General features: G+C 35.7%; 20 protein-coding genes. 14 read left to right on the top strand and 6 right to left on the bottom strand.

Translation table 11 applies throughout. The features are described 5' to 3' along the window. Positions 1 to 17 precede the first annotated feature (17 nt). A complete protein-coding gene (gene recJ, locus VUJ46_RS17745; protein WP_326982033.1) occupies positions 18 to 1,730 on the bottom strand; it encodes a single-stranded-DNA-specific exonuclease RecJ in 1,713 nt (570 codons plus the stop codon). 138 nt (positions 1,731 to 1,868) lie between these two features. On the opposite strand from recJ, the gene VUJ46_RS17750 reads away from it, so the two are divergent. Next, on the top strand, positions 1,869 to 2,684 hold the full coding sequence (locus VUJ46_RS17750; protein ID WP_326982034.1) for a M48 family metallopeptidase: 816 nt from the start codon (positions 1,869 to 1,871) through the stop codon (positions 2,682 to 2,684). A gap of 91 nt (positions 2,685 to 2,775) precedes the next feature. On the opposite strand, the gene VUJ46_RS17755 is transcribed toward VUJ46_RS17750, so the two are convergent. After that, positions 2,776 to 4,398: an ABC-F family ATP-binding cassette domain-containing protein gene (locus VUJ46_RS17755; protein WP_326982035.1), complete on the bottom strand. Its 1,623-nt coding sequence runs from the start codon at positions 4,396 to 4,398 to the stop codon at positions 2,776 to 2,778. A 118-nt stretch (positions 4,399 to 4,516) separates the two neighbouring features. On the opposite strand from VUJ46_RS17755, the gene smpB reads away from it, so the two are divergent. The 5 genes from smpB to VUJ46_RS17780 all read left to right on the top strand — a co-directional run bounded on the left by smpB (position 4,517) and on the right by VUJ46_RS17780 (position 9,468). Further along, positions 4,517 to 4,975: an SsrA-binding protein SmpB gene (gene smpB / locus VUJ46_RS17760; protein ID WP_326982036.1), complete on the top strand. Its 459-nt coding sequence runs from the start codon at positions 4,517 to 4,519 to the stop codon at positions 4,973 to 4,975. A 77-nt stretch (positions 4,976 to 5,052) separates the two neighbouring features. Then, complete coding sequence (locus VUJ46_RS17765) at positions 5,053 to 6,555, top strand: OmpA family protein (protein WP_326982037.1); 1,503 nt, start codon at positions 5,053 to 5,055, stop codon at positions 6,553 to 6,555. A gap of 94 nt (positions 6,556 to 6,649) precedes the next feature. Next, positions 6,650 to 7,390, top strand: coding sequence for a YebC/PmpR family DNA-binding transcriptional regulator (locus VUJ46_RS17770; RefSeq protein ID WP_326982038.1), 741 nt, complete (start codon positions 6,650 to 6,652; stop codon positions 7,388 to 7,390). Between the two features lie 282 nt (positions 7,391 to 7,672). Next, entirely contained in the window at positions 7,673 to 8,500 is an 828-nt protein-coding gene (locus tag VUJ46_RS17775) for a UDP-2,3-diacylglucosamine diphosphatase (RefSeq protein WP_326982039.1), read from the top strand. After that, a complete protein-coding gene (locus tag VUJ46_RS17780) occupies positions 8,497 to 9,468 on the top strand; it encodes a glycosyltransferase family protein (RefSeq protein ID WP_326982040.1) in 972 nt (323 codons plus the stop codon). The genes VUJ46_RS17775 and VUJ46_RS17780 overlap by 4 nt, the downstream gene beginning before the upstream one ends. On the opposite strand, the gene VUJ46_RS17785 is transcribed toward VUJ46_RS17780, so the two are convergent. Then, positions 9,457 to 9,747, bottom strand: coding sequence for a GNAT family N-acetyltransferase (locus VUJ46_RS17785; RefSeq protein ID WP_326982041.1), 291 nt, complete (start codon positions 9,745 to 9,747; stop codon positions 9,457 to 9,459). The genes VUJ46_RS17780 and VUJ46_RS17785 overlap by 12 nt on opposite strands. 201 nt (positions 9,748 to 9,948) lie before the next feature. Further along, positions 9,949 to 10,701 carry an RDD family protein gene (locus tag VUJ46_RS17790; RefSeq protein WP_326982042.1) on the bottom strand — a complete coding sequence of 251 codons (753 nt, stop codon included), beginning with the start codon at positions 10,699 to 10,701 and terminating at the stop codon, positions 9,949 to 9,951. A 27-nt stretch (positions 10,702 to 10,728) separates the two neighbouring features. Here VUJ46_RS17790 and VUJ46_RS17795 point away from each other — a divergent pair, with 27 nt between their 5' ends. The 8 genes from VUJ46_RS17795 to VUJ46_RS17830 all read left to right on the top strand — a co-directional run bounded on the left by VUJ46_RS17795 (position 10,729) and on the right by VUJ46_RS17830 (position 18,038). After that, entirely contained in the window at positions 10,729 to 11,712 is a 984-nt protein-coding gene (locus VUJ46_RS17795; RefSeq protein WP_326982043.1) for a stage II sporulation protein M, read from the top strand. Then, on the top strand, positions 11,696 to 12,658 hold the full coding sequence (locus VUJ46_RS17800) for a DUF4013 domain-containing protein (protein ID WP_326982044.1): 963 nt from the start codon (positions 11,696 to 11,698) through the stop codon (positions 12,656 to 12,658). The genes VUJ46_RS17795 and VUJ46_RS17800 overlap by 17 nt, the downstream gene beginning before the upstream one ends. Next, a complete protein-coding gene (locus VUJ46_RS17805; protein ID WP_326982045.1) occupies positions 12,651 to 13,445 on the top strand; it encodes a DUF4129 domain-containing protein in 795 nt (264 codons plus the stop codon). Before VUJ46_RS17800 ends, VUJ46_RS17805 begins: the two co-directional genes overlap by 8 nt. Before the next feature lie 14 nt (positions 13,446 to 13,459). Continuing rightward, on the top strand, positions 13,460 to 14,614 hold the full coding sequence (locus tag VUJ46_RS17810; RefSeq protein ID WP_326982046.1) for a DUF4350 domain-containing protein: 1,155 nt from the start codon (positions 13,460 to 13,462) through the stop codon (positions 14,612 to 14,614). Between the two features lie 114 nt (positions 14,615 to 14,728). Further along, on the top strand, positions 14,729 to 15,760 hold the full coding sequence (locus tag VUJ46_RS17815; protein ID WP_326982047.1) for an AAA family ATPase: 1,032 nt from the start codon (positions 14,729 to 14,731) through the stop codon (positions 15,758 to 15,760). A 72-nt stretch (positions 15,761 to 15,832) separates the two neighbouring features. After that, the gene (locus tag VUJ46_RS17820; protein WP_326982048.1) at positions 15,833 to 16,183 is read left to right on the top strand and encodes a four helix bundle protein; all 351 of its coding nucleotides are present in this window, start codon (positions 15,833 to 15,835) and stop codon (positions 16,181 to 16,183) included. Between the two features lie 48 nt (positions 16,184 to 16,231). Further along, positions 16,232 to 17,554 carry a DUF58 domain-containing protein gene (locus VUJ46_RS17825; protein WP_326982049.1) on the top strand — a complete coding sequence of 441 codons (1,323 nt, stop codon included), beginning with the start codon at positions 16,232 to 16,234 and terminating at the stop codon, positions 17,552 to 17,554. Between the two features lie 64 nt (positions 17,555 to 17,618). Beyond that, positions 17,619 to 18,038, top strand: coding sequence for an OsmC family protein (locus VUJ46_RS17830; protein ID WP_326982050.1), 420 nt, complete (start codon positions 17,619 to 17,621; stop codon positions 18,036 to 18,038). A 76-nt stretch (positions 18,039 to 18,114) separates the two neighbouring features. Here VUJ46_RS17830 and VUJ46_RS17835 read toward each other — a convergent pair whose 3' ends face one another. Both VUJ46_RS17835 and VUJ46_RS17840 read right to left on the bottom strand, forming a co-directional pair. After that, positions 18,115 to 19,797: a T9SS type A sorting domain-containing protein gene (locus VUJ46_RS17835; protein ID WP_326982051.1), complete on the bottom strand. Its 1,683-nt coding sequence runs from the start codon at positions 19,795 to 19,797 to the stop codon at positions 18,115 to 18,117. Positions 19,798 to 19,945: 148 nt separating this feature from the next. Next, positions 19,946 to 20,167 (bottom strand): hypothetical protein, encoded by a 222-nt coding sequence (locus tag VUJ46_RS17840; protein ID WP_326982052.1) that lies wholly within the window; start codon positions 20,165 to 20,167, stop codon positions 19,946 to 19,948. Positions 20,168 to 20,228: the final 61 nt, after the last annotated feature.

Raw genomic sequence — 20,228 nt, forward strand, 5'->3', positions numbered from 1 at the left:
GAGAGAAAATATTTTGTTTAATCTGTAAACTTCACATCCTTGATGTTCAGATAATGGGTTACATTTCCTTTCCAGTGGTTTTCTTCTATAGTAAAAGCCAAATCAAAACTTTTTGTTTTGAAGTCTTCTGAAAACTGGCCGAGTTTAAAACCTACACACTCAATATTCCGTCCTGAAAATTCCTGTTTGATATAAAATTTTAAATGATTGTTGTCTTTCCCCATTGTTTTTACATAGCCCGATAATTTTTGGTTTTTCAAAACAAAGATAGGCTTCATATTGTGAGGTCCGAAAGGAGCCAGTTTTCGATGGAAATTGATAAACTCGCGGTTAATTTCTTCGATATCAATCTCAGAATCAATGGTGATGGAAGGTTCTTTTTGATGGTCCTTGATTTTTTCAGAAACCACACGTTCAAACTTTTCTTTAAAAGCTTCAAACTTCACCTTTTCCATGGATAGCCCTGCAGCAGCATGATGTCCGCCGAATTTTAAGAAATATTCAGAGCACAGATCCAGGGCTTCATGCACATCAAAGTCAGAGATCGAGCGGGCGGAAGCTACCATTTCACCATTATTTCCATCGGTAAACACCAAAGTAGGCTTGTAATAGGTTTCAATCAATCTTGAAGCCACAATTCCGATTACTCCTTTGTTCCATTCTGGATGATAAACAATGGTTGAGAATTTCGTTTCCTGCTGAGATTCGATGATCTGGTTTAATGCGGACATGGTGGAATTCATATCCAGTTCACGTCTTTCATCATTGAGATTCATAATATCACTCACAATTTGATGCGCATGCTTCAGATTGTCTGAAACCATCAGCTCCACTGCTGCTTTTCCGTGTGAAATTCTTCCTGCAGCATTAATTTTGGGAGCAATTTCAAACACAATATTTGAAATTTCAAAATGAGAAAGCTTATCTTCCGGAATCAATAATCTCAATCCCAGATTTCTTGTTTTTCTTAAGGTCTTAAGTCCCATTTTCGCCAAAACCCTGTTTTCCCCGGTCATGGAGACAATATCCGCTGCTATCGAAATGGCCAGCAAATCGGTGAGTTCAAATACTTCGGCTTCAGGAAGTTTATAAATGGTATTCAGCCCCTGACAAAGCTTAAAGCCAACTCCGCATCCCGAAAGTTCTTTGAAGGGATATCGGCAATCACTTCTTTTTGGATCGAGAACGGCAACGGCATCAGGAATTTCATCCCCCGGTAAGTGATGGTCACAAATAATGAAGTCGATGTCCAGATTTTTAGCGTAGCTAATCATATCTAATGCTTTGATTCCACAGTCTAAAGCAATGATTAACGAAAAGCCATTTTGTTTAGCGAAATCAATACCTTCAGTGGAAATGCCATATCCTTCAGAATTCCTGTCAGGAATATAATAGTCGAGATATTTTTTCTCAACAATTTTACTAAGATAAAGGTACATTAAAGCGACAGCGGTCGTTCCGTCTACGTCGTAATCGCCGTAAACAAGTATTTTTTCTCCATTTTCAATCGCGGTGGCAATTCGCTCTACAGCTTTCTGCATATCTGCCATTAAAAAAGGATTGTGTATATCGGTAAGGTTTGGTTTGAAAAACTCTCGGGCCTTTTGATAATTGTCAATTCCTCTCAAAACGAGGAGTTTAGATTCAAAAGTTCCAAAACCAAGTGACGAACTTAATCCATCCACAACTTCCTCATCGGGTTCGGGCTTGTAAATCCATTTTTGACTCATTTCACAAAAATAGGGAAAAAGTTTTTAAAAGCCTAAGATAAAAAATACCCTTTCAACTCATTGTTTCAAAATTTTAATTTTAAAATTATAGCTAAAATTATTATCTTCGCGATCCAAATCAATTTTAAATATTATAGTATGAAAAAAATTACTGTCTGCCTTATTCTATTAGGGGCGATGCAAGTGGTGAATGCACAAAAAATCAATCTTGGAAAGGCTGCAAGCGTAGTTTCTAACGGCGCAAAAGCTTTATCTTTCACCAACGAAGATGCTATTAAATTATCCAAAGAATCTGTAGATTGGATGGATAAAAATAATAAAGTGGCGGGTCCTAAAGATCCTTACACTGTTCGACTGAACAAACTTTTTTCAAAACATAAATCTCAGGACGGTCTTAATCTTAATTATAAGGTTTATTTGGTAAAAGATATTAATGCCTTTGCCTGTGCTGATGGGAGTGTACGTGTATTTTCATCGTTGATGGATATTATGACGGATGATGAATTATTAGCAGTAATTGGTCATGAAATTGGTCACGTTAAAAATCAAGATACGAAAGATGCTATGAAGTCGGCTTATTTAAAAGCGGCGGCTTTGGATGCGGCTTCTTCAGCTTCAAATACTGTTGCAACTTTGAACGACAGCCAGGTTGGAAAAATGGCAAATGCTTTTTTAGATGCTTCTCACAGCAAAAAGCAGGAATCTGAAGCAGATACGTATTCTTATGATTTTATGAAATCAAACGGATATAATGTTGTGGGTGCTTATACGGCATTTAAAAAATTAGCTTTGCTTTCTGAAGGTGGCGCGGCTCAGTCTGGATTCCAAAAGATGTTCAATTCTCACCCGGATAGCAATAAAAGGGCAGAGGCTATCAAGAAAAGAGCTGAAAAAGATGGCTTATGGAAAGATCCGGGAACGGTTGCTTTGCCAACGGCTAAATTGACAAAATAGTTTTAGGCTAAATAATAAATAATTGAAAATAAAAATTCCTCAAATCAAATTTGAGGAATTTTTTTATGTGAATTTTAATGTTGTCTTGAGATTAAGAATACATTTTTTCTCTTAATTCTTTTACTTTTTTGTCGGCAAGATATTCATCGTAAGTCATTTCTCTGTCGATGATTCCGTTTGGAGTCAACTCGATGATTCTGTTACAGACTGTTGAAAGCATTTCGTGGTCATGAGATGCCAATAAAAGATTTCCTTTGAAGTTAGACAATGAGTTATTCAACGTTGTGATACTTTCAAGGTCTAAGTGGTTCGTAGGTTCGTCTAATAAAAGGATGTTTGCTTTCTGAAGCATCATTCTGCTGAACATACATCTCATTTTTTCACCTCCTGAAAGTACTTTACAAGATTTCAACGCTTCATCACCTGAGAAAAGCATTCTTCCTAAGAATCCTCTTACGAATTCTTCGTGACGCTCTTCGTCATTTTTAGTGAATTGTCTCAACCAATCAACCAAGCTAAGATCTTCCTGGAAGAAATTTGTGTTGTCTAAAGGCATGTGAGATTGGTTTGTTGTAACCCCCCAAGCAACAGTTCCTTTGTCTGCTTCTACATTTCCAGCTAAAATTTCGAAAAATTCTGTGATAGCTAATGAGTTTTTAGACAAAACAGCAACTTTATCTCCTTTTTTAAGATTTAAATCGATGTTTGAGAATAATAATTCTCCGTCTTTTGTCTTTTCTAAACCTTTAACATCTAAAATTTGATCTCCAGCTTCTCTTTCCATTTCGAAAATGATTGCCGGATATCTTCTTGAAGATGGTTTAATATCATCGATGTTTAATTTATCGATCATTTTCTTTCTTGCAGTCGCCTGTTTAGCTTTTGCAACGTTTGAACTAAATCTCGCGATGAAATCCTGAAGTTCTTTCTTCTTTTCTTCCGCTTTTTTATTAGCCTGAGCTCTTTGTCTTGTCGCTAACTGAGAAGCCTGATACCAGAAAGAGTAGTTACCTGTGTAAAGGTTTAATTTAGCATAATCAAGGTCACCGATGTGTGTACAAACCGTATCCAAGAAGTGACGGTCGTGAGATACAACGATTACCGTGTTTTCGTAGTCTGCCAAGAAATCTTCTAACCAAGAAATTGTATCAATATCAAGATCATTCGTAGGTTCATCCAAGATTAGTACATCTGGATTACCGAAAAGCGCCTGAGCCAATAGAACTTTTACTTTGTCCTTATTTTCAAGCTCGCTCATCATTTGCCAGTGCATATCGTCTTTAATACCAACGTTTGAAAGCATGGTTTGTGCATCAGATTCTGCAGTCCAACCACCCATTTCGTCGTAGATTAGACTTAAATCACCAGCTTTAATTCCATCTTCGTCAGAGAAGTCTTCTTTCGCATAAAGCGCGTCCATCTCTTCTTTTATCTCGAATAATTTTTTGTTACCTCTCAAAACCGCTTCAAGTACCGTAAATTGATCGTAAGCAAAGTGATCCTGCTCAAGAACTGACATTCTTTTTCCAGGTTCCAAAGATACGTGTCCTGTGGTTGGGTCTTGTTTTCCAGTCAATATTTTAAGAAATGTAGACTTTCCTGCACCATTTGCTCCGATAATCCCGTAGCAGTTTCCTTTCGTAAACATAATGTTTACCTCGTCAAAAAGAACTCTTTTCCCGAATTGTAAAGATAAGTTAGATACTGTTAACATATAGTTTTGTAAATTTGGCGCAAAAATACGAAAAGAATTTGGGTATTTTGCAATAATGTAATAGTCAGGTTTTTAAATGTGGGGTATTTTTTATATATTTCATTAAAGAAATTTTACAATGAAGATCGAAAAGACAGTCAATATATTAAATAAAAGAGCAAGATTCGAGTATGAAATCCTCGAAGAATATGAAGCGGGAATGGTTTTGACGGGTACCGAGATAAAATCTTTACGCTCTTCTAAGGCATCGATCACAGAATCCTTCTGTCAGTTTATTGACGGGGAATTGTATATCATAAATATGATGATTGATGAGTACAAATTGGGAACATTTTATAATCATAAAACAAAAAGGGAACGGAAATTGCTGTTGCACAAAAAAGAATTACAGAAACTTGAAAAAAAGTTAAAAGATGCAGGAAATACGGTAATCCCTTTAAAGCTATATATCAATGACCGGGGAAAGGCTAAGGTCTTAATCGCCTTGGGAAGAGGGAAAAAGCTGTATGATAAAAGGGAGAGCATAAAAGATAGAGAAAATAAACGAAACCTGGACAGAATATTAAAGAAAAGTTAAAAATCATTTGAAAAACTTTGTATATAAAGAAAAATTATATTTATTTTGCATTATCAATTATTTAATCATTTAATTCTATGAAAAATCTAAAATTAGGAATTTCAGCATTGGCACTTACTGTTGCTTCTACTGTATTCGCCCAGACTACCAACAATCCGTGGATGATCGGAGTTGGTGCTCATGCGGAGAACCATACAGCTCAGAGAAACAGCTTCGGTAATACTTTTGCTGCAAAAAATTTAACGAAGACAATGTTCAATACGAACAACTTCTCTATTACACCTCCACTATCTAAACTTACAGTTGCTAGAAACGTAGCAAAAGGTTTTGTAGTAGATTGGCAAACTTCTGTTGGTAATGTTGCTAACAAAAGATTTGATATGGGGAAAGAATTCTTCTTAATGACAGGTCTTGGTTTACAAGTGAAGGCTGCAGGGCTTTTATGGAACGAAGAGTCTTGGTTTGATCCATATTTAAGAGTAGGTGCTAACTATTTGAGACACGATTATACTGCACTTACATTCCCGAGAACGGATGTTAATGGTGAAGTTGTAACTAACGGTGATAATGGTAACGAAAATGGAAAAGCTAACTTCTTTACAGTTTCTACTGGTGCTGGTGTAAACTTCTGGTTAACTAAAAACTTCGGTTTTGGTGTTCAGGGTGATTATGTATCAACTCCTGGAGATAAAGCTAACTATGCTAACTTCTGGCAAGCTTCAGCTTCATTGAACTTCAGATTTGGTAACAGAGATAGAGATAAGGATGGTATCTTAGATAAAGACGATTTATGTCCGGATACTCCAGGTCTACCAGAATTCCAAGGATGTCCTGATACTGACGGTGATGGAGTTCCAGATAAAGACGATCAATGTCCAGATGTTGCTGGTCCAGTTGAAAACAACGGTTGTCCTTGGCCAGATACTGACGGTGACGGTGTAATCGACAAAGATGATGCTTGTCCTACTGTTGCAGGTCCTGCTGAAAATAACGGTTGTCCTTGGCCAGATACAGATGGTGACGGTATCTTAGATAAAGATGATGCTTGTCCTACTGTTCCAGGTCTTCCAGAATACAACGGATGTCCTAAGCCAAAAGAACAAACTGCTATCGAATTAGAAGCTAAGTTTGGAAGCGTATTCTTTGATTTCAACAAAGCAACTATCAAAGCAGAATCTAAAAATGCTTTAGATGAAGCTGCTGAATTAATTAAGAAAGACGGAGGTAACTATCTATTAGAAGGTAGAACTGATGCTAAAGGTGCTGCTGCTTACAACTTGAAATTATCTAGAGAAAGAGCTGCTGCTGTGGTTGCTGCTTTAGATGCTAGAGGTGTTGATGCTAACGCGCTTAAATCTATCGGTGTAGGTGCTGCTAAAGCTACGGTTCCTGCAACTGCTTCTGATGCTGAAAGACAGGTTGATAGAAAAGTTGTTGTGAAAGCTGTTACTGATGCTGCTCAATGGAGTGCTATTCAAAAAAGAGATTATGCAGATCCAACTCCAGTAAAAGTTAAAAAAGCTACTAAAAAAGGTGGAAAAAAAGCTCCAGCTAAAAAAGTAGTTAGAAAGAAAAAATAATTAAATTTTTCTAAATATAAATGCCTCCGGTTTTCCGGAGGTATTTTTTTTTTGTATACTTTTAAGTAATTTTGTTGAAAATTTAAAAATAAAAATGGGAAGAGCATTTGAATATAGAAAAGCTTCTAAAATGGCCAGATGGGACAAAATGGCCAAAACATTCTCAAAGATAGGGAAGGATATTGCCTTAGCTGTAAAAGCAGGCGGACCAGACCCTGAGTCGAATCCTGCATTGAGAAGATGTATCCAGAATGCTAAAGGAGCAAACATGCCAAAAGATAACGTGGAAAGAGCGATTAAAAAGGCAAGCGGAGCGGATGCGGAAAACTATGAAGAAATTACTTATGAAGGATATGGACAAGGTGGTGTTGCATTTTTCGTGGAATGTACCACAAATAATACCACAAGAACTGTTGCCAATGTAAGAGCGGTTTTCAATAAGTTTGACGGTAACCTTGGTAAAAATGGTGAATTGGCATTTATCTTCGACAGAAAGGGGATTTTCACAATCGACTTAGCTCAGATTAAGATGGATTGGGATGATTTTGAAATGGAAATGATTGATGGTGGTGCTGAAGATGTAGAAAAAGATGAGGAAGAAGTAATGATCACGACTGCTTTTGAAGATTTCGGTTCTTTATCTCACAAGCTGGATGAACTTAAAATCGAAGCTAAAAGTGCAGAACTTCAGAGAATTCCAAACAATACAAAGGAAGTTACGCAAGATCAGTTTAAAGCAAATATGAAAATGCTTGAGCGTTTCGAAGAGGATGATGATGTACAGAACGTTTATCACAACATGGAAATTACTGAAGAGCTTTTAAACTCTTTATAAAAAATAGGTAGCTATATGCTACAACTAAAATACTTCGCCGCGAATTCACGAACTTTATCAAAGAAGTTTTTTTTAGAAACTTTGGTAATTCATTCGAGTATTCGTGGCTATTTTTATGTTTACAGATTAGTATAGTAAAAAAATAACATTCCATTCATATACAGTTTATTTTCAATTAGTTTCTTTGCATAAGAATCAATTGTGAAATCGCCATCAGTGGTAAATTGAAATACTTACAGTTATGGCGATCACATTTGATCTTGGTAAGATAAATATCTGCAAATGAAAAGAAACGTTGAATTGGTTGTCATTTCGGATGTTCATTTAGGAACTTATGGATGTAAGGCTAAAGAATTATTAAGATATCTCAATTCCATTCAGCCAAAAACATTGGTGTTGAATGGAGATATTATTGATATCTGGCAATTTAAAAAGTCTTATTTTCCTAAACCTCATTTGAAAGTAATTAAAAAGATTCTTTCACTGGCAACTAAAAATACGGATGTTTACTATATTACCGGAAATCACGACGAGATGTTCCGAAAGTTTACCGACTTCGAATTGGGTAAGCTGAAAGTCTGCAACAAGATTTGTCTGGATCTTAATCACAAGAAAACATGGATTTTTCACGGAGATGTTTTTGATGCCTCTGTTCAGCATTCAAAATGGATTGCGAAATTAGGCGGAAAAGGATACGATTTATTAATTGTAATAAATAATGTTGTAAATTGGTTTTTAGAAAAAATGGGTAAAGAGAAGTACTCATTTTCAAAAAAAATTAAAAACAACGTAAAAAAAGCAGTAAAGTATATCGGTGATTTTGAATTGACAGCTTCTGAATTGGCTATAGACAATCATTATGACTATGTGATTTGCGGACATATCCATCAGCCGCAGATTCGTGAGGTGGTCACTAAAAAAGGCTCCTGCACGTATATGAATTCCGGAGACTGGATTGAAAATTTATCCGCCTTGGAATATCATAATAATGAATGGAAAATTTTTTATTATGATGAACATAAACATTTGCTGAAAGATGATGAAGCGGAAGAAATTCAGGATATCGATAACTCTGAGCTGCTGAAAATAGTAACCAACTTCACGAAATGAAAATCCTATACGCCTTTCAGGGAACAGGAAATGGTCATATTGCACGAGCGCAGGAGATTATTCCGATTCTTAAAAAACATGTGTCTGTTGATACCCTTATCAGTGGCCATCAGTCGCAGTTGAAAGCTACTTTTGACCTCGATTATCAATATAAAGGTATCTCGCTGCTTTACGATAAAACAGGCGGTTTGTCCTATTGGAAAACATTTACAGAGAATAAATTTCTTGAAGCCGTCAAAAATATCAATAATTTAGATTTATCAAAATACGATCTCATCATCAATGATTATGAGCCCTTGACGGGTTGGGCTTGTAAGATGAGAAAGCTTCCGATGATTGAACTGAGCCATCAGGCTTCCATGTTGTTTAAGGAAACGCCGAAACCTGAAAAGAAAGACTTTTTCGGAGAGATGATCTTGAAATATTATGTTCCGAGTGACCGAAAAATTGGCTTTCATTTTGAAAATTATCATCCACAAATTAAAAAACCGGTTATCAGAAAAAAAATTCGGGATTTGAATCCTGACAAGAAGGGGTATTATGTCGTTTATCTTCCCAGTTTTTCTGATGAAAATAGTATTAAAATTTTAAAGCAGATTCCGGTAGAATGGAAAGTTTTTTCAAAATATAGTAAACTTCAGTTCAAAGAAGGAAATGTTGAGATTTTTCCTATCGATGAAATTCAATATTTAAAATCGTTTGAAAATTGCGACGGAATTTTGTGTAATGCAGGCTTTGAAACCCCTGCTGAAGCGCTTTTTATGGATAAAAAACTCTTCGTTATTCCTATCCATAATCAATACGAACAGGAATGTAATGCCTGTGCCTTAGACAAAATGGGAATTCCTAATTCTAAAATTTTAGACCTGAAAGAAATTCAGGATTGGGTAGCTTCCGACCATCATCTTCAGGTAAACTACCCAGATGATATTGAAGAAATTTTACTGAACGAGGTATTAGTTCTTTAGAAAAATATCCTCAACATCATTCATTCTTGTCATCACAGCTCTTGCATAGGAACAATGTGGATACACTTTCCATTGGTTTTCTCGTGCAAATTTAATAGCTTCTTCAACCAAGTATTTACCCATTCCGCGACCTTCAAATTCCGGATGTACCAAAACGAAAGATATGATAAATTTGTTCTCTTCCGGAAAAATAGTATAGGTCAATCTGCCGATTTCTTTGATTTCGTTATTCAACGTAATAACTCCGCCGTTTCCCGATTTATTATTTTCAAATCTCATAATCTAAGTTTAATTAAGAATAAAAATACAAAAACCACACCGCAGTAATTTTGATGTACATCAAGAAATTTTCTAAACACTGATGGCACAAATGTTTTTCACGTGTTACACAGATTTAATTTTTATATGGCTTATCAATAGGAGCGGGCTTTAGCCCGTTTAAAAAAAATGAATCAAATCGGCTTTAGCCAAAAAAATCAATTAATTATCTTTCCCGGTATAATAATTATAATCTTTAATCACCACTCCAATAAACTGTCTCTCTGTCATTTTTGCAGGATCAATATCAAGCTTTAAAATACTTTTAATTTTGTCGGAAAGTTTTCTGATCACTTGTCTGTCATCAACTCGCAGGGCTTTGGTAAAGTTATCTTTAATGATTCTCATATCATTATCGCTCAAAGCAATAACCTGTGGGAAAGTGGGAATATAATCATCGTTAATATTTTCAAGAATGGTATGAGATATATTGATGTTGTTTTTTAATGAAATAACTGCTGTTCCCGAGGCGATATCGCCTAAACGCTGATTGTTTTTGGAGACAATCATGGATACAAGTCCAATAATGCCGCTCATCATCAGGATATCAATCAGTCTGAAGATCCAACGGATCAGATAATCTCCGAAGCTCGCCTGATAGCCATCGATTTTTACCACGCGGATTTTCATTACTTTTTTTCCTGGTGTTTGTCCTTCCATCAGGCTTTCCAGAATCAGGGTATAAATATGGATTGGAAATGTGATGGCAATATAAATGGCCATTTGCGACCACTGATCAAGTCCGTTCATGATCAATCCGAGTCCCAGAAACTCAAAGCAAATGTAAAGCGTAACAATGACATACGCCACCTTGATGGCAAGATCAATAAAAAATGCCAATATTCTATCTCCTGCACTGGCAGTGTTGAAGTTAATATTTACATTTTGTGAGGTATTAATCGCAATTTGAGACATAATTTTTATTATTTTAGCCTTACAATTATGAGAGAAGTTTATTTCATTAAACAAAATAAAGAAAAATGGTTGGGAATTGAACAGGTTATTCAAGGGAAAATTAAAAAAAATCCTGATGACCTGTCTTCGTTGTATATCAACCTTGTGAATGATCTTGCGTTTGCGCAGACCTATTACCCTAAAAGTAATACGACAGTCTATTTGAATCATTTGTCGTCTCAGATCTTCCAGAAAATTTATAAAACCAAAAGGGTAGAGCAAAACAGAGTTCTTCATTTCTTTAAAACTGAAGTTCCGATGCTGGTGTTTGAATACAGAAGATATCTGATGTATGCGTTTTTATTTTTTATTCTTTTTACCTGCATTGGTGTACTTTCCGGGATTTATGATAAAGGTTTTGCCAATATTATTTTGGGGGAAGGTTATGTGAATGACACCATCGATAATATCAGGAAAGGAAATGCGGTCGGGGTCTATCAAAGTGGTTCTACTTGGGGAAGTACGATCGGGATTATCTTTAACAATATCGGAGTAGGAGCCAAACTTTATATTTACGGCGTTTTTGGTGGGGTAGGAACTTTGTATGCCTTGCTTTCAAATTCTGTCATGTTAGGATCTTTTCAGTATTTTTTCTATGATTACGGAGCGTTGAAAGACAGTGCAAGAGGAATCTGGCTTCACGGAGTTTTCGAAATTTTTGCCATGGTGGTGGAAGCGATGTGTGGACTGATCTTAGGGACTTCCATTTTATTTCCCGGAACATTTTCCCGGTTTGAATCTTTTAAAAATGGTTTCAAAAATTCATTTAAAATATTTTTAAGTACCATTCCATTTACAATCTGTGCGGGAATCATCGAAGGGTACGTCACAAGACATGCCTTAAAAATGCCTTTAATTTTAAATCTGATCATCATCTTCGGATGCCTGGGTGTTATCGGGTTTTATTATTTTGTTTATCCTTATATTGTCAATAGAAATATTAATAGCCAAATCAATGATACAGTTTTATAAAAAAAGAGATTTCGGAACTTTTATAAGTGACAGTTTCGCTTTTTTCAAATTATACGGAAAAAATTACTTTAAAAATTACCTTCTGATCAATGGCTTGCTTTTGATCTTAATGGTGACGATTGTTATTTTTGGGTTTAAGGAATTATTCTCTACAATGTTCGGCTCTAATATGAGCGGACAGGCGAACTATCTGGATCGTTATTTTGAGGATAATTTAGGTATGCTGATCGTTGTTGGTATTTTAACATTTGTTCTTTTTGTTATTTTAATGATCATCAATTATCTGTATCCTGTATTTTATATGAAGAGAATAGCACAGGGAAGTACAAAGGTAAAGACAGATGAAATTTTAAGTGACCTTAAAAATAATTTAGGCAGAATTGGGATTCTTTGTCTGGGCATGACATTCTTGGTTACTCCTTTGGCATTAATTGTTATTGGAATTTCATATGCGCTTATTTTGATCTTCATCGGAATCATACTTATGTTTCTCGTGTATCCTACGATTTTCAATGTCGTTACATTTTTAATGTTTGATTATTTTAATACGCAAAGAGGATTTTTTGAAAGCTTAAGCTACGCGATGAGGTCACAGTTTTCTTATGCCAATGGGAGAGAAAAATCACCCTATTGGAAATATTGGGGAGCATGCTTAGTTATTTTCATCATCATGTACGTCATTACCACGATCTTTACGATGATCCCGATGCTGTTTTTCTACGGATCATTGCTTACTTCTCCCTCCTCAGCTCAATATGAAGAAAACCCTTTCACCGGAACGGTCGGAATATTATTTTTTGTGATGTATGGTGTTTCCATGCTTGTGTCACTATTACTTTCCAATTTAATGTACATCAATGCAGGATTAATGTATTATGACAGCAGAACAGACCTTCACCAAAAAGTTGAACTTGCAGAAATAGATACCATCGGAATCAATGAATAAAATTCTTATTTTTTTTCTGATCTTTTTTTCTGCCGGATCTACCTTTGCACAAAATGGCTATGATGAGTCCGCTGTGGATCAATATGTTGATTCAATGACCACCGAACATTACAAAAATATGTTGCGCGCAGATTCTGTTTTGCTTAAAAAGCCGATAACAGAAAATTCAACCTATCCGAAAAAATTCAAGGAAAATTTTAATACAAAATATAAAGACAAGGACTTTGATTATACGACAATAAAGCCAAGAGAGTCTTTTCTTCAGAAGCTTGAGCGTAAGATTGCAAAGATCATGCGGACACTTTTCGGAACGTCTGTTTTTAATACTTCTTCAGATATCGCCTGGCTGGTTGTTCGTTTGTTGGGAATTCTTCTTGTCGGTTTCCTGTTGTATGTTATCATTAAATTTTTAATGAATCAAAACGGTGGTTTTTTCTTTGGTAAAAAGAATAAAAAAGTGATAATCAGCGAGCATGAGCTTCATGAGAATATCCATGAGATCAACTTTCCGGAAAGCATTGCTCAATTTGAAAATTCGGGAGATTACCGTTCTGCAGTCCGGTATCAGTTTTTATTTACCCTGAAAAAATTAAGTGATAAAAAGGTCATCAACTGGAATCCTGAAAAAACAAATAAAGATTATATTTTCGAATTAAAAGTAGCTCATCTGAAGAATGATTTTTCCAACCTTGCCTATATTTTCGATTATGTGTGGTATGGGGAATTCAAGATCGATCAGCAGAGTTATCTTAAATTTAAAAATCAGTTTCAATCTTTTCAACCGTAATTAAATTTTTCAACATGAATAAAACTTTCAAAATATATGCTGCAATTTTCATCATCGTTATGGTGATTCTGGCATTGCTTGAAGTTAATAAAAAGGAGGTTGTAGATTGGCGAAAAAACTTTAATGTTACCCAAAAATCTCCTTTCGGGCTCTTTGTTTTTAATGAAGAAGTAAAAGGGCTTTTTAAGAATAAAATTATTAAAATAGATCAGTCTCCATTTGATTATTATAACGAACATCAGAAGGAAAAACACAATATTTTAGTCATTGAAAGTGATATTGACAGCGAATCCTGGTCGAAAATCTTAATTGAAGTTTCCAAAGGTTCAGATGCAATGATAATGGTTTCCGATATGCCGAAAGAAATTTCTGACAGCATCGGATATTATGATTCCGAGATCTCATTTGAAGAACAAAATGTTTTAAAACTGACTGATAAAAAATTCCAAAATGACTTTATAAAACTGGATAAATTTCCCTCAGGCAGAGGTTTTACTTATATTAAACCCAATGTTGAAGTTTTGGGGAAAACAGTTGAAAAAAATAATCAGGATCAGGCTAATTTTATTAAAGTGAAATTCGGAAAAGGAAATGTGTATGTTCATAGCGAGCCACTTTTTATCACGAATTATTATTTATTAAAACCTGGAAATATAAAATATACGCAAGATGTTTTTTCTTATCTTGATGATAAAGAAACGCTTTGGTTCGTTAAAGGAAAGACGAGTGAATCACGTTTTTTTATGAGGTTCATTCTTTCAAATCCAGCGTTGAAATATGCGTGGTGGGTCTTTTTAGGAGGATTGTTATTGTTTATTTTCTTTAATGCGAAACGTAAACAGCGTATTGTTCCAAAGATAGAACCGCTAAAGAATACCTCGGTAGATTTTGTGAAAAGTATTGGGAATCTCTATCTTCAGGAAGGCGACTTTCATGATATGATGGCGAAAAAAGCACAGTATTTTCTGAATAAAGTAAGAATGGATTTGCTGATTGATACGCAAAATTTAGATGAAGAATTTGCAAAAAAGCTTCAGTTAAAAACCGGAAAACCGATCGAACTTATTCAGGAAGTGATTAACTTGATTAAAAAAGGTCAGGATCCTTATGCGAGTGTGATGCAGGAAGATCTGGTTCGAATGAATAAAATTTTAGACGAAATCGTATAATAATGTAACAATATAATAATGTAAAAATGTAACAATCTTGTTGTCATGCCGAGTAAAAGGAGTAACCCAATTGGTAAATTGTTATATTGATTCACTGTTAAATTAATAATTAATATGGAAAACTTTGATAACCCCAATATAGAAGATCAGAATTCTATTCAACTCAATAAGAAAGATGATGAATTTCAGTCAAGAATTGATATGATTGAACTTCGCTCGAGTTTAGAGAAAGTAAAAACTGAAATCGCAAAAGTAATTGTTGGTCAGGAAAATATGGTCGAGCATCTTTTGGCAGCACTTTTATCGAACGGACATGTTCTGATTGAAGGTGTTCCTGGAGTTGCAAAGACGATTACAGCAAAATTACTAGCGAAAACGATTGATGTAGGGTTCAGCAGAATACAGTTTACGCCAGACTTGATGCCTTCTGATATTCTGGGTACCTCAATTTTTAACGTGAAAAATTCTGAGTTTGAATTTAAAAAAGGGCCTATTTTCTCCAATTTTATTTTGATTGATGAGATCAACAGATCACCTGCAAAAACTCAGGCTGCCTTATTTGAAGTTATGGAAGAGCGCCAGATCACGATGGATGGAATGCGATATATCATGGAAGAACCTTTCCTGGTTGTAGCAACTCAAAACCCAATCGAGCATGAAGGAACGTACAGGCTTCCGGAAGCGCAGCTTGACCGTTTCTTGTTTAAAATAAACGTAGGTTATCCTAATCTTGAGCAGGAAATTGCCATTATCAAAAATCAACACGAAAGCAAGAAAGAGGACAAAACAGAAGTGGTGAATCGCGTGATCTCTGCACAGCAACTTAAAAGTTATCAACAATTGGTCAAGGAAATTGTTGTTGAATCTCAGTTGATGGAATATATTGCAAAAATTATCATTAATACAAGAGAAAATCAGTTCTTGTATTTAGGAGCTTCGCCAAGAGCAAGTTTAGCATTATTAACAGCATCAAAAGCTTTTGCAGCGTTAAGAGCCAGAGATTTTGTTACACCGGAAGATATTAAAGAAGCAAGTTATGCCGTCTTAAGACACAGAGTAATCGTATCGCCGGAAAGAGAAATGGAAGGCTTAACAGCAGACGAAATTATCAGACAGATTTTAGAGGGAATAGAAATTCCTAGATAGGTAGTAGGAGTCAGGTAGCAGGTAAGAGGTTTTAGGTTATAGTTTGCAATTCGGTGTTTTAAAATTTTATATATGGCTAATTTTAAAGAACTTTTAGTTTGGCAAAAATCTATTGATTTTGTAACCGAAATCTACAGGATAACTGATACCTTTCCTAAAGATGAAACCTTTGGCTTAAGATCACAAGTAAGAAGAGCTTCGGTTTCGATTCCATCCAATATTGCGGAAGGAAATTCCAGAAGAAGCAAACCTGATTATTTGCAGTTTTTAAAAATTTCAAGAGGGAGCTGTGCAGAGGTTGAAACTCAATTAATTATTTCTAAGAACCTCAAATTTTTAAAGGAAGAAGAATATTTGAAATTAAATAATGATATTATCGAAATTTCGAAAATGCTAAACGGACTTATTAATTCTCTAAAATAAACGCTCACAAAAACTGCAACCTAAAAACTACGATCTGCAACCTAATAAATGAAAAACTTATACATCAATACCCGTTTTTTTTTCGCGCTCATCGGAGTGGGGATTTTATATGTCTTTGCATTTTTCTTCCCTTTTTTGATGTGGGCAGCTCATATCGTTTTGCTGTTATGTTTTTTGGCAGCGATGGTGGATTATTTACTTTTATTTAATCAAAAGGATGCGGTTTTAGCCCAACGGATTTTACCTGAAAAATTGTCCAATGGTGACGAAAATCCGGTGAAAGTTGATGTTAAAAATAATTACGGTTTTAAGATCAATGTTAAAATTATCGATGAAATTCCGTTTCAGTTTCAGAAAAGAGATTTTGTGATTACAAAACAAATCGATTCCGGTAAGAATACGTATTTCCAATATATTTTAGAACCTAAAGAAAGAGGCGAATATAATTTCGGGAGTTTAAATGTGTACGCTGAATCACCGATTGGCTTGGTTTCCAAAAGATTCAGGTTTCAGAAGGATGCGAGTTTGGCTTCTTATCCGTCTTTTATTCATCTTCGAAAGTATGAATTGATGGCTGTTCAGAGCGAATTTCTTTTAGGCGGAATCAAGAAAATCCGCAAATTAGGTCACACGATGGAATTTGAGCAAATCAAAGAGTATGTTCCGGGTGACGACATCAGAACCATCAACTGGAAAGCGACTTCCAAGACAAACCGCTTGATGGTAAACCAGTTTCAGGATGAAAAATCACAACGTATTTTTATGCTGATCGATACAGGAAGAACGATGAAAATGCCTTTCAAAGGATTGAGTTTGCTGGATTATTCCATCAATGCAGCCATGGCACTTTCACATATTATTCTGAAGAAAGGCGACCGTGCCGGAATGATGACCTTCTCTAAGAAAACAGAAAATAAAATTGCGGCGGAAAACAAATCGGGACAATTGAAGAAAATTTCTGAGGCGCTTTATAATATTAATACCAATTTTTTTGAAAGTGATTTCAACAGATTGTATCAGGATGTGAAATATTCGATCAATCAGAGAAGTTTGATTTTGCTTTTTACCAATTTTGAAACATTAGATGGTTTAAACCGCCAGTTAAAATACCTTCGCGGAATTGCCAAAAACCATTTATTGGTGGTTGTTTTCTTTAAAAATGCAGAACTACAGACTTTGATTCATCAGAACCCTGAAAGTATGCAAGGGATTTATGATGAAATTATTGCTGAAAAATTTGAGTTTGAGAAAAAATTAATTATTCAGGAACTTCGCAAATACGGGATTTATACGGTGTACACACTTCCTGAAAATTTGAATATCGATGTTATCAATAAATATCTGGAGATAAAAGCGAGAGGAATTTTATAGATTTGCAATAAGCAATAAGCAATAAGCAATAAGCAATAAGCAATAAGCAATAGAAATAAATCGAATGAAAATAACACTTAATAGAATCAACGATGATTTTTTGTTTGAATGTACCAATTCTCAGGGAAATTCAATTCTTTTAGATAATACTTCGCAGCCCGGAGCAAAAGGCGTTTCACCAATGGAAAGTGTGATGATGGCAGTTGCTGGATGCAGTGGAATAGATGTGGTTTCTATTTTGAAAAAACAAAGACAGGAAATTACGGATTTCAAGGCTGAGGTAGAAGGTGAGAGAGTGCAGGTGGACGATGCAAAACCTTTTAAGGCAATTACTGTGAAATTTCTTCTGGAAGGAAATATTGATCCTAAAAAAGCTCAGAAAGCGGCTCAGTTGTCTTTCGAAAAATATTGTTCTGTTTCCAAGACTTTAGAACCGAATGTTGAAATTGGGTATGAAGTATTCGTGAACGGAGAAAAAGTGTAAAAAATATACTCTTATATACAAAATAAAATGCCGGACAATATTTGCCCGGCATTTCTAATTGAGTTATAATGGTTGACTATCTTTTAATTACTTTCTGTGTCTGAACAGAACCGTCTTTCAGATTCAGTGATAAAATATAAACACCTGTTTTAATTCCGTCTAACTGTAATGTTGAAGAAGGATTGTCGATCACCTTCACGGTAACTCCCGAAAGGTCTGTAAGAGTAGCACGTTTTACATTTTCTGATTTTTCAATACGTAAAACATCAACAAACGGATTAGGATAAGCGATCAATTTCTTTTCCGCTTTTACTTCACTTGTCGATAAGTTGATAGGTTCTACAGTTACAGTGACTGTCCAGGTGCCGTCATCAACTTTATTAAAGCTGGCATCACAGCCTAATGCTTCTTCTCCCCAAACTCTCCAGGCTCTTAATTCGAAGTTTACTGCGCCTGTAAGGTCATTGGCCAATGGTAAATCCGTTCTGTTATAAGAATATGTTCCTCCGTTACCAGAACCTTCGGCTACCTCAGTTTCAGAATTTCCATTGGTCGTACAAACGAGGAAGCTTCTTTGCTCAGACATCCATGCGCCAGACTGCGTAGTCATTTTGTACGAAACATTGGTAGATTTTATTTTATATCCGGCCGGAACGTTTACCGTAAGAGCGCCCGGACAGCCCGATATCGAAGTGGTGGTTGGGTCAAGATCTGCAAAATCGGTATTAATATCACCTAAAGTGTAAGTAACAGGTATCTCACCGGTGGTGAATGAATGCATTTTCCAGAAACCTTGGCTGGATCCACAATTTGATCTTACCCAGAAATAGTAGGTTTGCCCTGTTGCCAGGTTATCAATAGTTACAGAAGTTGACCCTGCAGCTACACTTCCTGACGGATTGGTAGTTGCAGTGGGTGCTGTAGCAGAGGTGCTGTAATAATATTGATATCCCGAAGATGGAGCACTTACAGATGCAGTCCAGTTTATCGTTCCGGATGTTGTGGTGGTGGTAGAGGTAATGTTGGTAGGCGCAGAACATGGAGAATAAGCATCTGCTGAAACCGCAAAAATATTGGGAATACTGCCTCCGGTACTGGTTTTTGTTATGGTAAGGCTGGTGATGTTTTTAGATTGATTTGAGGGATCAATGGCTAATGGGATCTGATATAATCTTGGATTGGTATTGTTTCCTGATTCCAGATTGTTATTGTTTAGATTGATCCTTCCAATTCCGCGGATGGCATAATTAAGCCCATCATACCAGTCAGAAATATTTAATCCGGTAAAGGTTTGGGACGTAGAATCAGAAAAGTTGACTACTGCATCCACGGTTGCGGCACCGCTTCCTCCTGTAGCCAGCAAATAAAGGCTTATCGCAGGGGTCGGAGTTGAAAAGGTAAGAGTACCGGACGGTATGGTACTGCTCAGACGAAGCGAGTTATCTCCATTGTAGGGCGCCATCTGATAGCTAAGACCGTTGGTAGTTGTTACCGCTGAGTTGACAAGCCCGTTTACAGGTAATCCGTACGTGAGTGGCGTACTGCTGGATGTCAACTGAAAATCACGGGAGATAAATACATAATTTACCCCATCCACATCAGAGGTTGTAGAGCTGGAGGCTGTTCCTACGCCATTGGCAATGACGTCAGCATTAAAACCACTTTGAATGGCGATGGGTTGATATTCCTGTGCATTTACATTGTTGATAAACAAGCCTGACAGAAACAGACCCGCAATAGGGAATAGTTTTCCTTTCATGAGATTACTTTTTAGTTTTTAGTCCGGTAAATATAGAATATTTTAATGAAAGTAATTTATTGTTTTTTGTAAATGAATATTAAATTTTGAACAGATGGGTGAAATTCGTAGTGATTTTACTTGTGTTTTTGATGACTTGTTGTGAATGTCATACTGGGTGATGGGCGTTCAAAAAGTATTGTGAGCAGTATAAGATTGAAATTAACCGAGCGGTTAATTCTTGATTTTTTTTAATTTTTTTTCCTTTGTGATTTTGACAATAGCAAAATCTATCTAAAAAAAGAGGCTGTCCAAAAATTTTACGCAGCCCTTTTTTGTTATTATTTTCTCTAAAAATATTACTGACAAATGCTAATAATTTTTTATTCATGTAACATTAGATTTAATAATACTAATATATGGTTTTTAATGCGAACTGTTTTGTTTCATAT

Source organism: Chryseobacterium sp. MYb264, assembly GCF_035974275.1.
GTDB lineage: Bacteria > Bacteroidota > Bacteroidia > Flavobacteriales > Weeksellaceae > Chryseobacterium.